Origin of the sequence: Paenibacillus sp. FSL F4-0087 (genome assembly GCF_038020215.1) — a bacterium.
Taxonomy (GTDB): domain Bacteria; phylum Bacillota; class Bacilli; order Paenibacillales; family Paenibacillaceae; genus Paenibacillus; species Paenibacillus taichungensis.
The window spans coordinates 1,907,014-1,923,155 of sequence record NZ_JBBODJ010000001.1; the positions used below are offsets into that span (position 1 = coordinate 1,907,014).

A 16,142-nucleotide genomic window follows, 5' to 3' on the forward strand; every position below is an offset into this window, starting at 1 on the left:
TGCCCTTATGTTACCGAAGCCCACCGCCCTTAAAAGCGGCTATTGCTCAGAGGAGTCGTGTTACCAGCACGGCTCTCTTTGCATTTTACGTCTAATCTGCTCTAATTATTCCATACTCAAATCTTTGAAGTCACATATAAACCGTGTTAATCATCGTACATTCTCTTATATTCATGCATATATTTACGGTACCATCCACTACTTCTTTCGCTTCTTTTCCTTAGCCTTTTCCACATTGGCCTGCACCCGAAATTCCACGATCCGGCGGATCAATTCTTCTGGCAATGGTTGTTCCAAGGGAAATTGCACCGATCCTTTGGCTCCTTTATACCGTGAGAGTTCTTCCTTAAACGCTTCGATCCCACTGGCACCCGGGTAAAATCCAATATGCTTGGAGTACGCTGCAAAATGAACCAAGTTCCCGTGCTCTGCATACGTTGGCATCTTGTAACTGATCTTCTCCACGGCATTGGGAGCGGAATCGCGAATAATCTGTCTTAATGATTGTAATTTGACCTGTACATCTGAAGGAAATTGCGCGATATATTCATCTACCAGCACATCAAAAGAAGTACTCTCTGACATCTTGAACTCCTTCCACCACGTCCATTCGTGGTACGCGTATTTTTACAACGTCATGGCTCTGCCATTTCGCATCAGATAATCCTCTTTGGCTTTGTAGTCAGGCATAACACTGCCCACACGGCGCCAGAACGAGCGATCATGATTCATATGATGGATATGGCATAACTCATGAATGATCACGTAATCAATCACCTCTAGTGGAGCCATCGCCAAGCGGTAGTTAAACGTCAGCTTTTTATCCCAACTGCAGCTTCCCCATTTGGTCGCCGATTCGACGATGTCCACAGACTTCGGCTTCACCTTCAACTCCTGCTGGTAACGGCCGATGCGCTCACCGATCATTCTCTTACACTCGGCAAAATAAAACTTCTTCAGATTCGCACGCAATTCCTCTTCCGAACGTCCCTCTACGTCAATTAACTCATGCAGCGCATGTTCTTTGCCAAAGAGCAGAAACTTCCCTTTGCCCTCCTCTTCATATTCTTTCGCTTGAGGACCGTCCAACGCCTGTTGCATCAGAGCTGATTTTGTCAAAATCACTTCCCCATGTTGCGTAACAAGCTGCCGGATCATGTCTTCGCTGGTACCATTGGGAGCCTTGATTGTGACCATATAGGGTAAATCCATCGTAATGGAAGCTTTCTTCCGTTTCCCATATTCGATATGACAGTTAATGATGTGATTGTTTATTTCAATAGTTAGCATAACCTGCTCCGCTTCTTCCGATATTTCAATTTCGAAATTTGGATTTATTCATTCAGATTGTAACCTATTCAGTAGCTCTATGCATAATGTTCAGCGACATTACATATCTCGTATTGAATTTTTATTCATTAATATGTATTATTATAAATTATAAAATAGGAGGATAGATATGACCCCTACATCGAATCCGGATTACAAAACCATTGAGGAACTATCACTCAACCATTGGCAGCCCTTATCCAGCTTGCTTTTTGACGGATGGGTACTGCGTTTTGCACAGGGATATACGAAGCGAGCCAACTCCATTCAACCCCTTCACTTCTCTACCCAAGATGTGTATGAAAAGATCGAGCAATGCGAGCTCATGTATACTTCCAATCAGTTAAGTACCATATTTAAGATTACACCGTTTATCCAGCCGGATCATCTCGACCAGCTTTTGCATGAAAAGGGGTATGATGTTGTGGATCTGAGCCGGGTCCAGACTCGGAGCCTGGAAACTATTAAGGAGCCTGAGCACTCTGATGTAAAAATGGACGAACAGTTAACCGGAGAGTGGCTGGATCACTTTTGCAGGCTGAATCAGGTAAATGATCTGCATCGGGGAACGATGGAACAAATGTTGACCAACATCCGTACACGCACAGGTTTCATCTCACTGTTCATTGACGGACAAGTCGTTGCTTGTGGATTCGGTGTGGTGGAACGAGGTTATATTGGATTGTATGACATCATTACGGACGCTAACTTTCGGAATCGGGGATTGGCTGAGCAGATGATCCTTCATCTATTGCATTGGGGAAAAGAGAATGGCGCTACCTCCAGTTACCTGCAAGTAGTTGCTAATAATGCTCCTGCATTAAAACTGTATGCCAAACTTGGATTCTCGGAAATCTATTCATACTGGTATAGGGTCAAAAAAGTCTAGGCTTTTCTACAATCACTCCACCAGCATGAGCCGATGGCTTTTTACAAACTTTTCAGTTTATTGAGATCGGTACCCAGACGCACACTCAATCTGCCGGACATCCCTTGTGCAGAAGACATGCTCACATACAACAAACCCGTTGACCAAGCTTGGTCGCTCCAATACGTATGCTCTTTTCCATCTGCTGGGACAGTATAAGACATTTTTGCGGTCCCAGCAGTAGATTCTTGGTTAATCGTAAACGTGAACGCTTTGGAACCTGTATTTTTAAAGCTCACTTTCACATATTCAAATCCCTCAGGGATATTAAACTGTTTCGTAGTCGCAGTGCCTGCAAAATCCTCATTATTAATTACTGATAATGTCGTGGATGGGGTAGAAGTAGTGACAACAGATTTATTATTCATTGATTCAGTTATTATTACTGTAGTAATGATAGCGGTGGCGGCTAGGACAGCCATTGCTATTTTTGTGATGTGTTTCATGATGTCACCTCCACCTGTTATATCTTTATTATATAATTTGAGAAATCTCTCCTGTGAAAGAGCTGGTTCTCAGCTCTGATTGCGCTCCAATTGTTTTTCGATTCCCAGCCTGTCAATCTGAATCCAGTATTCTGCAATTCTCTCATTCTCCACTCGATATACCGCACTCGCCATTTCAATCACGGGCAGGTTGGTCGGTGCATATCCATCTACTTCTCCAACATGAGTACCCACTTGTCTCCAGCGTACATATACTTTATCTCCCTGTGCAAGCAACTCCTGAATCTGCAGCGAAAAATCTCCATACGCCTCAATCATTTCCCTCACATGATCCGCATAGACGGAAGGCGTTCTTGTGACTGTCACTTCCTCTTCCGAGATCACCTGATGAGCCAGTACCTGCTCGGCCATCAGTGTATTGGCATAATCAAGATTGCGACCCGAGCGCACTTCTTCAAAAAAAGTTCTGACAATCTGTTCTGGCGTCATCCGATCCACTCCATTTTTCGTTTTATCATGCATTGTACCAGAAGTCTCGACAATTCTCACTCTCTCGCAAAGATCAATTTGACTAACTCTAATACACGATTATCACTCTATTGTATATAGTCATAATATACCATTACATATCTTGACAATAAGTCTATATGACCATAGACTAGCAAAAGACATTAGGGAATTAATAGGAGGTCTTGCTGATAAGAGGTTTGAAAATAGTTTTTAACCAGAAATGATAATCTTCGGTGTTTTGATTTTTTTTAGAAATTAGCCTTTGCAACAACTGAGAAAAACGAGAAAGCGGTGTATCATGAAACGTTTATTTTTGATTATGTTTACGCTCACCCTGTTATTGGCTGGATGCCAGAGCAATGACAAGGAGAGTAGTCCGTCCGAGAATAACCCCACAGAAATAGTAGAAGGTTCTAGCGTATTAAGTTTGAAGCAGAAGTACGGCTCTGAATCGAATAAAGCGATTATGCCGATGTATAACGTAGCTCAAGATGAAGAATTCAAGTTTAAATTCAAAGCAGATCTGAAAAATAGCCGTATACAAGCAAGTGATATGATTAGTGTACATACCGATATTAAGGCCCTTGAGGCCAGCAAAGTTTACGCCATACCAGAAATCAATGACAATAGTGTCTCCATTAAGCCTCTTGGATGGGGTGTTTTAACCTCAGATAAGTTACGGACACAGGCGCAAAGCACTTGGGGTGGTGCCCCCATTTATTACATTCGTATTAATTATGATCTGGATGCCGAGAAGCTCACGCTACTGGATCAACCAATGATCATTCCTTTCACAGTAAAATCCGAGCTGCCTGTTCCCAATCTCAAATATGAAATCGACAAGGATAAGCGCTTTAAACTGACTTGGGATAAGGTCGAAGGTGCAACCGAATATAAAATTTATAATCGTGCAGATCGAACGGTTATTTTTGAAACAAACAACGTACCCTTGCAAGGAGCGGAGAAAGCCTTCAATGGAAGCAATCCATTGGTTTTAACCACAACAACGGAAACATCCTTTAATGACTTTATGGAAGACGGAAAAGGCGGTCTTGGCACTATTAATGAACAGATGACTTCCTATCAGAACCATGGTATGAAGGGTGAATATTACGTCACAGCGGTCAGCGGAGATAAGGAATCCAATTTCAGCAACGGTGTTGCCACTGCCCCCCTCTCTAATCAGCTACCGATGGCTTTAAAAGAACAACTGTATATGAAGAAATTGAAGAACATGAATGAATTGCCTAAAACAACAAGTATTGAGTACATTGATGGTTCGTTTTCCCAAGAAACGATTGTCTATGACACGACTGGTGTAGAAATTTCAGAGTTCAACGAAACGAATATTCCGTTTCATATCAAAGGAACAGTTCTGAAAAGTTACGTACGCGTAGAAAATATCACCCAAGAAGATCTCGACAAATTGAATAATCAAACGGTTGCTGAGTCCAGTAACGGACTGGTGGAACCGAAGAACGACACACCTTACGTACCTGCACCTGATGTGCCAACCATTATCAACAATCATGATACGCCTGCGACTGAGCTGGCAACGGAAACAGAAGCAGACACAGAAACAGAAACAGGACCTACGGTTGAAGAAGCTCCATCTACGGAGTCCACAACCGATACTGGAACGTCAGAAGATAAAACTGATTCTGCATCCACCGAGGCTGGCGATGAATCTCCTGATCCAGCTTCCGAAATTGAAGAGGATAATCTGGTAGATGAGCAGAAATCCAATACACAGCAGAATGTAGAACAAGGCAATCAGGAAACGGTGCCTGAGCCGGCTACAGGCGATGCAATGATCAATGCAGATTCTGCATTGGAGGAAGTTTTGGCTAAAAACATGGTTGCTGCCCAAGACAAGATCTCATTAAAAGCTTTTCCAGAGGCCCAAAATTTCACAACGCTCTCGGATGTTGTCCTGAAAGTAATGTACCAGAATCCATTGATTCTTGGTGTGGAAGGTTTTGAATACAATTACGGTACACTTACCCTTTCGATCCATTACAATGAGTCGGCAGATGTCATCCAGAAGAAGCAGAGCGAGATTATCGCCAAAGCAAACGAGGTTGTTGCTTCCATCATCAAGGATGGCATGAAGGATGATGAGAAACGGAAAGCCATCTACGATTATCTGAACGATAACGCGAAGTATGACGATGCAGCATTAGAAAATGCAGAACAGAACAACTTTAAAAATGTGGATGCACAGTTCAATGATTCGTTTACCACTTATGGTATTCTTGTCAAAGGTGTTGGCGTATGTGCCAGCTATGCTTCCGTCTACAAACTGCTCTCCGATCTGTCTGGACTGGAAAGCATCGTCGTAACGGGAGCATCTAGTGGTGTTCCTCATGCGTGGAATAAGGTGAAAATCGGAAATGAATGGTTCCATGTAGATGCCACCAACAATCTGACCAATTCCGGTATTCCTTACTTCCTGTACAATGCAAATGATGAAACGGCTGCAAGCCAGAAAACGATAGCCGATAAGGATTACTGGCTTGATGCCGAACTCGCCCTGTTTAATGGCGAAAGTGATGCGAACGATTATTATGTACAGAACGATCTCGAAGTTGCTTCGATTAGTGAATACAAAACGAAGGCTGAGAGTGAACTGAAAAATGGAGAAAATCGGGTAATTCTCCGTTTTGCCTCACCTGTGGACTCTGATGAGCTGATGACAGCTGCAGGCGAAGCCCTCGCTGCGGTAGATGAAGCCCTGCTGAATACAGCTCAATTGGCCACGCTCGGCAGCTACGCCATTTTGGAGCCTAACCCGGATCAGAAGTAATGCAATAATCAGGAAAAAGTCCATAACAACAAAGAACTCCATTCACCTTTATCGGGATTGGAGTTCTTTGCTTTACTTGCTTATGATCACTGACCTAAGATTCATAGGCCCATTTTATATCCAAAATTACGGACTAACTGTACCGCCATTGGCGTTCAGTGTCTCACCGCTCACATAGCTCGATTCCTGGCTCGCCAGGAACACAAACGCCGGCGCCATTTCAGCAGGCTGTCCTGCACGGCCAAGCGGAGTATTCGATCCAAAATCAGCAAGCTTCTCTACGGGCTGTCCACCAACGACCTGAAGCGGTGTCCATACTGGGCCTGGTGCGACAACGTTCACACGGATGCCTTTGCTGCCGACTTGCTGCGCCAGTGCTTTGCTGAAGGTGTTGATTGCAGCCTTTGTTGTCGCATAATCCAGTAGGATTGGAGACGGCTTATATGCCTGAATAGAAGACGTGTTAATGATGGAGCTGCCTGGTTTCATGTGTTTCACAGCTGCTTTACAGAGCCAGAACATCGAATAGACATTGGTTTTGAATGTTGCATCAAATTGTTCTGTGGTCAGATCGGCGATCTGCTCAACAAACTGCTGTTTACCTGCCACATTGGCGAGGATATCGATTCCACCGAGCTCTTTTACAGCAGATTCAATGAGTTCTTCGCAGTATTTCTCATCCTTGAGGTCGCCTGGAATCGCAACAGCCTTGCGGCCTGCTTCTTCAATCAGCTTGACCACTTCCTTCGCATCGGCTTCTTCCTCAGGAAGGTAAGCCAGAACGACATCCGCACCTTCACGGGCAAAAGCGATGGCGGCTGCCCGACCAATACCGCTGTCTGCTCCGGTTACAACAGCTTTACGTCCGGTCAGACGGCCGCTGCCTTTATAGCTTTTCTCACCTGCATCAGGTACAGGAGTCATTTCACGCTGAAGCCCCGGCTCCTCCTGCTGCTGCTTCCAATCTGATGTTGCCTTCGGATATTGTGTCGTCGGATCTTGCATGGTGTGCTGGTCTTGATTAGCCATGTACAATTCCTCCTCGGATTAATTTACAATGATCACTACGATCACAGAATAACCTTACGATCGCTGTTATCCCCAGATTTTTTTTTCTCCTTTTATAAGGGGAAAATCCGGGGATAAAGGCGAACACTTCGTTTCTACAGGTTATTTCTGCGCTCTTCGTTATCATGTAAATTTAAATTTATTTATTATGTTGATTTCATAAAAGTTGCACTCTTTCCTTTGTAACCGAGATGAATGGAATTTAAACTGGCTCTAAACATTTCCATGGCAAACCTTCCGACTTTGAATCTCCAGTTACTGGAGGTTGTATAATAGATCCTGAGGTGATTTCATTGAACCAAAACAAAGATACCTATTCGATCGGTGAAGCTGCTAAAATGATCGGCTCAACTGTCAAAACGATTCGATATTACGATGAAATCGAGTTGCTGCGGCCCTCTTTTCATACGGAAGGTGGTCACCGCCTTTATACACCGCAAGACGTTTGGCGGCTGGAACTCATCACAACGCTTCGCTATTTGAATTTTGGCATATCGGATATTCGCAAGCTGATGTCCGGTGAACTTGGCGTGTCACAGGCGCTGGATCTACAGATTGAAGCCCTGGAAACTCAGATCGGGACCATGAATTCCATGCTCTCCATTCTGCAACAAGCGAAACAACATGAAAAGGAAAATACACTCCATTCCGGACATTCTCTAACCTATGTTTCAAGCTTAGTGGATTCGCTGACCGCCAATGCCCAAAAAAGAAAACAATTCGTTTCGGCCAAAATGGAAGAATCTCAGCTGCTGGATGGTATTCCGCATGAATGGAGAGTTTCGTTTCTGCATTTTTTCGATAAATACATGATGAAAGATACAAAGCTGTCCGCCCAACAAACACTGGCATGGAAGGAAATCCAGGAAATCATCAACGATCCGGTCTATATCGCAGATCTGGCCCGCCTCGAACTTCCCTTCTTCACCATGGCGAATCATCCACAGCTTGAAGCAGGCGCATGGGTGAAAAAAATGGAGACCATCCGCATTCGTGCCACCGAAGCTCTGGACAAATGTTGGCCGTTAGATAGCCCCGCAGTGCAAAGCATGGTGTGGGATTTTGTGATGATGTACGCCAGTATTGAACATGCTGGAGATCCGGAAGCATTTTTCCGTAAACAAGCTCGATATATGCTCGACTCCGTAACAGAGCGCATCCTTCGTTTTAACAAGCTCTGCAAGATCCTGAATCCTGAATGGAGCCAGATCGTAGACGGCATTAATCTGTTGCAAGAAGGCATGCGACTGCGGTTAAAACAAATGAAAGAAGACTGAATTTCAGTCCTCTTCCATTATTAGATTCAACCTTTTTTCAATGAATAGGATGTGTGTTCTCCCACTTCACTGTCCAACTGGAGCGGTTGCCCTTTCAGATAGTGGTTAAAGAAGTCGATAGTTGTATCATTTACGGTTTGGTGTGCTTTCCTTGCATCTACACCCTGTGACCATTCCAGAATGGGAGATACCAGATAGAGGTCCGAGAAGCTTAAATGTTTGGTATTACTCAGCTCCAACCAGTAGTTCCCTCCCGCGGTCACCGGTTCATAACGTGCATACACTTCTTCGTAGTATTTCTCGGCTTTCGGACGAGTGGTGCCCATATCTGCAATCTCGTCGTCACTCATGACACTTGTACCTGCAACGGTTGTGTCCGCGCTCATCATGAGAAACGGTTTGCCTACACCTTCAGCAGGAATGCGCTTTTCTCCAAACAATACACCATCCATGTTCATACCTGCTTTGACACGAGGATCATCCATCAGCATCTGTACGGTTGTTGCCCCGCCAAATGAATGTCCAAACATGCCGATGTTGTCCAGATCCATATGACCGTTAAAACGCCCGTTTGCATCATTGGCAGACAGCTTCTCCACTTGATCCAGCACAAATTGCGCATCCTTCACCCATGTCTCGTTGAGCTTGTCCATATACTTGAACTGCAGTTGATCGAATCCTTCCTTGCCCTCCGATTCAAATTGCGCCACACGCCCATCCGGGAACACCGAGACCAGACTGCTGTACGTATGATTAATGCCCACAACAATATAACCTTGGCTGACCAATTGCTCCACCTGGAACGTATTTTGGTTTTCATATCCATGTAGGCCATGAGAGAAAAGAATGACTGGATACTTGGCTTCCGCATCAGACAATGATGCCTCCTGAATAGCATGGGTTTTGACTTGGCTCAGGCTTGAAAATAGAAGCTTTGGCAGCGTCAGTACATCATTAAAGGCTGTTGCATACACTTTCGGATCATTCACATAAGGAGCCGTTGTTCCCTTGGTGTCATTATCCGTTGGATACCAGATCTGCACCATCAGTTCCCGTTTATCTCCGGCAGTACTCGTCAGCAATTCCTCCCGGCTCTCATCCGTCCAATCGTAGGATACCGTACCAATTCCGTAAGGTCCTGTTGGTTTATCAAACGAAAATACCGGGAACAGAAGTGGCAGCCCCATCGTCACGGCAGCGTATACTAATACCAACAGCGATGTCACGATGATTCGAACACGTCCGAATTTCCGCACGTCGGCTGATTTTGACCTCTTAGCGATTAACACAATCAGCGGAACCAGTGTGAGCAGATACGCCGGAATCATGGGCCAACGCAATCCCTCAATCACCCCATGTACCAACAATAATACAACCGATATGATCAATCCTCCCCACACCATTTTCCGAGGTTGATTTCGGCCCCCAATCAACCACACCAGCATCACTACATTGAAAATAAGATAAATCCATTCTAGTGTTCTCATTATTCCTTGCCCCCTTCTCTGCCACAATTAAAATTAAAATATCGTGCAGCAGCTCTTCTATTTCCAATCATAAAACCTCCAGTTACAGGAGATTCAAGCATGAATTTTGAAAACAAAAAAATGCACCCCCTGTATGACATTGGATCTCCCGAAGGTTCTCCCATGTATTCAAGGAATGCACGTATGATATTATGATATTAAGTTGATTAGGGAAATTATACACCTTGCCACTACGAGTGCAGTACCATCTTCCGATCGCTCTTATCCCCAGATTTTTTGATTCACCTTTTTAAAAAGTGAAAATCCGGGGATAAAGGCGCACGCTTCGCTTCTTCAGATTGGTTCTGCCCTCTCCGTTCCAGTGTAAAATTCAGGCACAACTTCTAAACATATTAACATCAACGATTTGATAATAAGAGGTTAGTGATCTTCGCCTGCATCTACCCGCTGTCTTTTTCCTATGCCAAATACGAAATATCCAATCACAACGATCGCCATAAATGTCGCCCCGACAATCAGGGGTAACCGCGTATCCGGGTTAAATGCCATACCGATAATGACGAGCGTCAGATATACGATGATGATATAGTTGCTGATGGGGAACCATTTGGACTTAAAATTGTGGTCTCCCATCTCATTACCCCAACGCCTTCTGAACCTGAATTGGCTGAAGGCCAGCGCGAACCATGGAACCATCCCCGGAAGAACACTTGCGCTATAGATGTACAGGAACAGTTTGGAGTCCGGCATCAGATAATTGAGTACCACACCCACCAGCAGCAAGGAAATCGTGATGATAATACTGTTGCGGGGAACCCCGCCTCTGGACAGCTTTTTGAAAAAGGCTGGTGCCTGTCCATTCTCCGCAAGCGTGTAAAGCATACGTCCTGCACTATAGATCCCACTGTTACATCCCGACATCGCGGCGGTAAGCACGACAAAGTTGATAATTCCCGCTGCAGCGACAATCCCGACTTTGGCAAACGTCAGAACAAACGGACTTCCCGTCTCTCCCACTTCATTCCAAGGGTACAATGTCACGATGACAAAGATGGCCCCAACGTAAAAAATGAGAATACGCCACACGATGTTTTTGATCGCTTTACGCAGCGTGATCTTCGGATTTTCTGCTTCACCTGCCGTAATCCCTACCATTTCAACGCCTTGATAAGCAGCTGTTACGATACACAGGGCAAAGAGGAAACCTTTGATGCCTCCTGGGAAAAATCCGCCATGGCTCACCAGATTCGATAGCCCAATGGGCTGCCCTCCGTTCCCCCAGCCGAAGAAGATCAGTCCGGTTCCAATCACGATCATGAAGACAATCGCCGTCACCTTGATCAGTGCAAACCAGAATTCGAATTCTCCATAGTACTTTACCGCTGCCAGATTCGCTGCCGCAATAATGAGCACGCCAGCCAAGGCAGGCAGCCATTGTGGGATATCCGGGAACCAGTAGCCTACATAAATCCCAATCGCGGTGACTTCTGCCATACCAACTGTGACCCAGAGGAACCAATAACTCCAGGCAGTAAGGAACCCGGCGAGTGGACTGATATACTTATGAGCAAATGTGGCAAATGAACCGGTGACAGGCTCCTGAATCAACATTTCCCCCATAATACGCATGACAAAAAAGATAATGATCCCGGCCAGCAAATAGGCCAGCAGCACTGAAGGACCTGCCCATTTGATCGTACTTGCCGATCCCATGAACAATCCGACCCCGATCGTACCTCCGAGTGCAATCAGCTCTACATGGCGGGGCTTTAGCCCTCTAGATAGTTGCTTTGATTCCAAACGATTCTCCCCTTTTCTGGTGTACAGCTTCTTGTTGTAAGATTACATTATCATATTCACATTAACGCAATGCAGAATTACTTCACCAAATTGTACGAGATGTTCCGCAGAAATACAACAAGGAATGTAAGGAAGCGGATTCATCGAATAAATGGGCAGCAGGCCATGCAAAACCAGAATAACCAGAGCATTCAATGCTTGTCACCGGACTTACACATTTGACTTAGTGTTCTCAATCAAGCCGTACAACAAAGTAGCATCCCCATCAAATATAGACGCAAGTACTCGTCCAATTCCCTCCGTGTGAAGAAGCTTCGATCAGAACGATAATTCCAGATTATATGGAGGTAGACTCCAGCAAACTTTGCCGTTCAGCAACATTATCCTCTCGCGACAACACAGCACATTCACGAAAAGCAAAATGCTTGCAGCCTAGGCATTTCTGGTGATTTAGATGCTGTAATGCATAATTGATGGCTTCACCGGTATGCTCAAACATGTGATCCGGATGAATGCACTCCATTAAACCCGTTTTCCTCATCATCTCCAAGGGCTGTGCCTGAACGCCTGAAAACAGTATCATGCCACCATATCGCTCAAAATGCTTTACCAAACTGGCAAGGTTGGCTTCACCTGTTGTATCCATAAAAGGAACCTTCCCCATACGCAGCAGCAGAATACCTGGTCTTTGATGAATTGAATCCATCACCGATTTCTCAAACAGATCTGCAGCTCCAAAAAACAAAGGGCCTTCAATCGTATACATACTGATCTGTGGACAATCATGCCCTTCATGAACCATATGCGCCATAACCTTCTCATGCTTGTGATCGGGGTCAGGCAGCACTTTGGCAACCTTCAGCATCTCGCTCATGCGCTTCACGAATAGAAGGACCGCAAGGATCAATCCCACCTCCACAGCGGTGGTTAGACTCGTAAAAACGGTGAGCAAAAAGGTAATGAGTAGTACGAGTGAATCACTCGTTTTGGTTTTCATTACATGTATGAACGATCTCCGCTCACTCATATTCCAGGCAACCAGCATCAGCACCGGGGCCATACTGGCAAGAGGGATGTGGGACGCATATGGTGCGAAGAGAACAAGCACCAGCAACACAACAACGCCGTGAATAACGCCAGAAAATGGCGATACTGCACCGGATTTAATATTCGTTGCCGTACGCGCAATGGCCCCTGTTGCTGGAATGCCGCCGAATAGCGGTGTCACCATATTCGCGATTCCCTGCCCAATCAGCTCCCGATTGCTGTTATGACGGCTCCCGGTCATGCCATCCGCAACAACAGCTGATAAAAGCGATTCGATACCGCCCAGCATGGCGATGACAAAAGCGGGCTGCAGCAAACTCACCACACGAGCCCATGTGATCTCTGGAATATGAAACTGGGGTAGCGCTCCTGGAATAACACCGAAGGTCGAGCCAATCGTAGCCACATGATCCTTGAAAAAGAGTGCAGCCACGACGGTGGATAGAAAAAGACCAAGCAGCGAGGCTGGTACCTTTGGTGCAAACTTTGGCACAAGCAAAAGAACAACCAGACAAATTCCAGCTGTCCACAAACTGTATATATTAACCGTCGAGATATGCACACCGATTTCTTTCATATTGGACCAGAAATCCTCGTGCTTCTCGATGCCGCTCAGCCCCAGAAAATTCGCAATTTGCCCACTAAAAATAATCACAGCAATACCCGCCGTAAATCCAATGGTCACGGGTCTTGGAATAAATTTGATCAACGCGCCAAGCTTGAAAACGCCCATAAGTACAAGCATCAATCCCGCCATCATCCCGGCAATCAGCAGATTTTCGTATCCATACTGCATGACAATGGCGAAGAGGATCGGAATAAATGCACCCGTTGGACCACCAATCTGGAATTTGGATCCCCCCAGCAAGGAAATGAGAACGCCCGCGATTATCGTTGTATACAGACCATACTCAGGTTTGACTCCGGAAGCTATCGCAAACGCCATTCCGAGCGGGATCGCAATAATGCCCACAATCAGTCCGGATAACAGATCCTTGCGAAAAGCGGAAGCATTGTATCCTGCAAATCTCCCCATCCATTTCATCTGTCTTAACCTTCTTTTCTTTATATATTTGAATATTTGAATATAACAAAAAGACTACTCCGGTCTGTGCTCTCTGTCAATCGTAATGTTCACAACAGTTACCCTCATAAAACGCAAAAAACAAGAAGTTACCTGAACTTGCTTCCGGTTCCTCTTGTTTAATGTGTTTAAGTATCTTTTCGAATGTCTTCCAGCATGGAAATGGCATCAACCAAATGATTGTCAAAAATCTTTTTAGCAACGGCCAGCAGGTCTTTAATCAAAGGGTCACGAAGCGAATACGTAACTGTTGTTCCTTCTTTTAATCCCTGGACAACGTTTTTGCTGCGCAATACAGCCAACTGCTGCGAGACGGCGGAACCTTCCGATCCCAGAATGCTTTGCAGTTCATTTACATTTTTCGCCCCATCGCTCAGCAGTTCCAGAATCTGAATTCGCATCGGATGCGCCAACGCTTTGAAAAAATCCGCTTTAAACTGTTGTATGCTCTGATTCATACGCTATGCCCCTTCAACCAAACTTTTGAAGATGCAAATATCATAACATATAACATATTGAAAGGAATTAGAAAGGAAATGTAACGCTCTATGTCGTCCGTGAAGGGTTACAGTTCGTACAATCTATCCTGTCATTTAATCGCTATTTACAACTGTATTTTATTGGTATATATTATAGCCGTCAGGAATGTTAACGCTAACATAAACTGAAAAAAGGAGGATGTCTCAATCCACTTTCGAAAAGGTTTTCGTTTTAGTGAGCTTACACTTTAAAACATTTCATTTTGAAAGGATGAGGTATCGATGAAAAAACTAAGCACCACATTATTTGTATTTTTTATGGGCATATCCCTTATGTTCGGCCTGACCGCATCAGCGAATCCCGCCATCGTAAGTTATGGAGGCAGCTATTCCAATACACTCACTGCTGGTCAAGGATACGCCTACATTCTCCCTAATGCCAAAACCACCGGTACAAGCGTAAAAATTACTGCTTCCGCAGCCAATGCACTTCAACTGCACTACTACTGGAGCTATAATAATACGACAATCGACCTGGGGACAGCCATTGTAAACAACAACAATTACAACGGCGGTTCAGCTTACTACAATCCCGGCACTCTGGTCACTGTGGTAGAACGCGTACCAGCGTCCACGACGTTGTACCCTTCCGTATCCTATACCATATCTTTCAATTAACAGTACAATCTCTAACACATAGTATCCATTCTTATATACAGATTCAAATACATGAACTCTTTCAGTTTTAATCAAAAATGCACCTCTTAGAAGTACAAATTGGAGCCTGCCAAGGATTCCATAAACTTCTGTTGGGGTGCTTTTTTCTGTGAACGGGGAGGCCCCATTTATAGTAAACTGGAGAAAAGGTCCAATCACTCGGGAGGTCTGCTTATGCAAGAGCAACATGCTGCACGAGTCGAATTATTCGTTACCAACACTCAGATCATCAAAAAATCATTCAAGTGGCAAAATGTGATGATGCACCGTCTGGCAGCTCTTTTATATGCAGCGGAAAATAAACAAGCCGATGGCGAGGCCATTCGCCACAGTCATGAATTGATTAAGCAAAACACCAATCTCTTCTCGGCCTTCAGGGGAAATTCGGCGATCAGCGTCGCCACCTTGCTCTCACTTACAACAGATCAGGAAAAGAAACTGGAAGACACCCTGCTTATCTATGATCTGATGAAAAAAATCAAATTTCGTACGTCCGATTTTCTGGTTATTGCCGCCTATCAGATTGCAGCTCACGCGACGACTGACCAATTCGAGCATAAGGTCGAACGAGCCAAAGCATTTTATGATCACATGAAAGCCCAACACCGCTTTCTTACCGGACAGGACGACTATATTTTTGCAGCTATGCTGGCCCTATCCGATCTCGACGTGGAATCCGGTGTGACCCGTATGGAGCAGCTCTATGTAGAATTAAAACCTGAGTTCTCACCAGGCAATAGTGTGCAGGCATTAACGCAGGTACTGGTCCTAGGTGATGATAATCCGGAGGCAGGCGCTCATGTGATAGCGTTAAATGAGGCATTCCGTAGACGGGGAATACGATTAGACAAAATGTACACCCTGCCGGCTCTGGGAATCCTCTCCCTACTGCCCGCTGACAGAGATACGTTGGTAGAGCAAGTTGAGGAAACGTATGAGTGGTTGCGTACACAGAAGGGCTTTGGTGCCTGGTCAATCAACAAACAGGAATTGCTGCTGCTCTCGTCCTCGCTGGTGGCAGTGCAATATGTGGAGGATCTTCGAAACGGCGTCCTGACCACGACGGTCTCCACTAGCATCGCCAACATTATCATTGCCCAACAGGCCGCCATGGCCGCTGCTGCAACATCGGCTGCCGTCGTAGCTTCGACTTCATCGAACTAA

14 protein-coding genes are annotated in these 16,142 nt (G+C 45.1%); 5 read left to right on the top strand and 9 right to left on the bottom strand.

The genetic code is table 11. The annotated features are described in order from the left end of the window. Positions 1–198: 198 nt before the first annotated feature. Positions 199–585 carry an iron chaperone gene (locus tag MHB84_RS08950; protein ID WP_076291650.1) on the bottom strand — a complete coding sequence of 129 codons (387 nt, stop codon included), beginning with the start codon at positions 583–585 and terminating at the stop codon, positions 199–201. 42 nt (positions 586–627) lie between these two features. Then, positions 628–1,290: a M48 family metallopeptidase gene (locus tag MHB84_RS08955; protein ID WP_076291649.1), complete on the bottom strand. Its 663-nt coding sequence runs from the start codon at positions 1,288–1,290 to the stop codon at positions 628–630. A 169-nt stretch (positions 1,291–1,459) separates the two neighbouring features. Here MHB84_RS08955 and MHB84_RS08960 point away from each other — a divergent pair, with 169 nt between their 5' ends. Further along, positions 1,460–2,218 carry a GNAT family N-acetyltransferase gene (locus tag MHB84_RS08960; protein ID WP_076291648.1) on the top strand — a complete coding sequence of 253 codons (759 nt, stop codon included), beginning with the start codon at positions 1,460–1,462 and terminating at the stop codon, positions 2,216–2,218. A 41-nt stretch (positions 2,219–2,259) separates the two neighbouring features. Here the strand turns inward: MHB84_RS08960 and MHB84_RS08965 are convergent, their stop codons facing one another. Both MHB84_RS08965 and MHB84_RS08970 read right to left on the bottom strand, forming a co-directional pair. Then, positions 2,260–2,703 carry a hypothetical protein gene (locus tag MHB84_RS08965; protein WP_076291647.1) on the bottom strand — a complete coding sequence of 148 codons (444 nt, stop codon included), beginning with the start codon at positions 2,701–2,703 and terminating at the stop codon, positions 2,260–2,262. Positions 2,704–2,772: 69 nt separating this feature from the next. Beyond that, on the bottom strand, positions 2,773–3,192 hold the full coding sequence (locus tag MHB84_RS08970; protein ID WP_063567144.1) for an ester cyclase: 420 nt from the start codon (positions 3,190–3,192) through the stop codon (positions 2,773–2,775). 319 nt (positions 3,193–3,511) lie between these two features. Between MHB84_RS08970 and MHB84_RS08975 the strand changes: the two genes are divergently transcribed. Beyond that, a complete protein-coding gene (locus tag MHB84_RS08975) occupies positions 3,512–6,019 on the top strand; it encodes a transglutaminase domain-containing protein (RefSeq protein WP_076291646.1) in 2,508 nt (835 codons plus the stop codon). Between the two features lie 126 nt (positions 6,020–6,145). Here the strand turns inward: MHB84_RS08975 and MHB84_RS08980 are convergent, their stop codons facing one another. Then, the gene (locus tag MHB84_RS08980; RefSeq protein WP_024631293.1) at positions 6,146–7,048 is read right to left on the bottom strand and encodes an SDR family oxidoreductase; all 903 of its coding nucleotides are present in this window, start codon (positions 7,046–7,048) and stop codon (positions 6,146–6,148) included. 332 nt (positions 7,049–7,380) lie between these two features. Here MHB84_RS08980 and MHB84_RS08985 point away from each other — a divergent pair, with 332 nt between their 5' ends. After that, complete coding sequence (locus MHB84_RS08985; protein ID WP_445322104.1) at positions 7,381–8,364, top strand: MerR family transcriptional regulator; 984 nt, start codon at positions 7,381–7,383, stop codon at positions 8,362–8,364. Positions 8,365–8,390: 26 nt separating this feature from the next. Here the strand turns inward: MHB84_RS08985 and MHB84_RS08990 are convergent, their stop codons facing one another. The 4 genes from MHB84_RS08990 to MHB84_RS09005 all read right to left on the bottom strand — a co-directional run bounded on the left by MHB84_RS08990 (position 8,391) and on the right by MHB84_RS09005 (position 14,240). Next, positions 8,391–9,851 (bottom strand): alpha/beta hydrolase family protein, encoded by a 1,461-nt coding sequence (locus tag MHB84_RS08990; RefSeq protein ID WP_076291644.1) that lies wholly within the window; start codon positions 9,849–9,851, stop codon positions 8,391–8,393. Between the two features lie 420 nt (positions 9,852–10,271). Beyond that, positions 10,272–11,651: an amino acid permease gene (locus MHB84_RS08995; protein ID WP_076291643.1), complete on the bottom strand. Its 1,380-nt coding sequence runs from the start codon at positions 11,649–11,651 to the stop codon at positions 10,272–10,274. A 337-nt stretch (positions 11,652–11,988) separates the two neighbouring features. Further along, complete coding sequence (locus MHB84_RS09000) at positions 11,989–13,743, bottom strand: SulP family inorganic anion transporter (protein WP_076291642.1); 1,755 nt, start codon at positions 13,741–13,743, stop codon at positions 11,989–11,991. Positions 13,744–13,910: 167 nt separating this feature from the next. Next, on the bottom strand, positions 13,911–14,240 hold the full coding sequence (locus MHB84_RS09005; protein WP_076291641.1) for an ArsR/SmtB family transcription factor: 330 nt from the start codon (positions 14,238–14,240) through the stop codon (positions 13,911–13,913). Between the two features lie 303 nt (positions 14,241–14,543). Here MHB84_RS09005 and MHB84_RS09010 point away from each other — a divergent pair, with 303 nt between their 5' ends. Continuing rightward, positions 14,544–14,939 (top strand): hypothetical protein, encoded by a 396-nt coding sequence (locus tag MHB84_RS09010; RefSeq protein WP_076291640.1) that lies wholly within the window; start codon positions 14,544–14,546, stop codon positions 14,937–14,939. A gap of 213 nt (positions 14,940–15,152) precedes the next feature. Then, positions 15,153–16,142, top strand: coding sequence for a DUF4003 family protein (locus tag MHB84_RS09015; protein ID WP_076291639.1), 990 nt, complete (start codon positions 15,153–15,155; stop codon positions 16,140–16,142).

What these genes read in the sequence shown, in the direction of transcription:
- MHB84_RS08950 (WP_076291650.1), bottom strand. Translation starts at nt 585, where the DNA reads ATGTCAGAGAGTACTTCTTTTGATGTGCTGGTAGATGAATATATCGCG.
- MHB84_RS08955 (WP_076291649.1), bottom strand. Translation starts at nt 1,290, where the DNA reads ATGCTAACTATTGAAATAAACAATCACATCATTAACTGTCATATCGAA.
- MHB84_RS08960 (WP_076291648.1), top strand. Translation starts at nt 1,460, where the DNA reads ATGACCCCTACATCGAATCCGGATTACAAAACCATTGAGGAACTATCA.
- MHB84_RS08965 (WP_076291647.1), bottom strand. Translation starts at nt 2,703, where the DNA reads ATGAAACACATCACAAAAATAGCAATGGCTGTCCTAGCCGCCACCGCT.
- MHB84_RS08970 (WP_063567144.1), bottom strand. Translation starts at nt 3,192, where the DNA reads ATGACGCCAGAACAGATTGTCAGAACTTTTTTTGAAGAAGTGCGCTCG.
- MHB84_RS08975 (WP_076291646.1), top strand. Translation starts at nt 3,512, where the DNA reads ATGAAACGTTTATTTTTGATTATGTTTACGCTCACCCTGTTATTGGCT.
- MHB84_RS08980 (WP_024631293.1), bottom strand. Translation starts at nt 7,048, where the DNA reads ATGGCTAATCAAGACCAGCACACCATGCAAGATCCGACGACACAATAT.
- MHB84_RS08990 (WP_076291644.1), bottom strand. Translation starts at nt 9,851, where the DNA reads ATGAGAACACTAGAATGGATTTATCTTATTTTCAATGTAGTGATGCTG.
- MHB84_RS09000 (WP_076291642.1), bottom strand. Translation starts at nt 13,743, where the DNA reads ATGAAATGGATGGGGAGATTTGCAGGATACAATGCTTCCGCTTTTCGC.
- MHB84_RS09005 (WP_076291641.1), bottom strand. Translation starts at nt 14,240, where the DNA reads ATGAATCAGAGCATACAACAGTTTAAAGCGGATTTTTTCAAAGCGTTG.
- MHB84_RS09010 (WP_076291640.1), top strand. Translation starts at nt 14,544, where the DNA reads ATGAAAAAACTAAGCACCACATTATTTGTATTTTTTATGGGCATATCC.
- MHB84_RS09015 (WP_076291639.1), top strand. Translation starts at nt 15,153, where the DNA reads ATGCAAGAGCAACATGCTGCACGAGTCGAATTATTCGTTACCAACACT.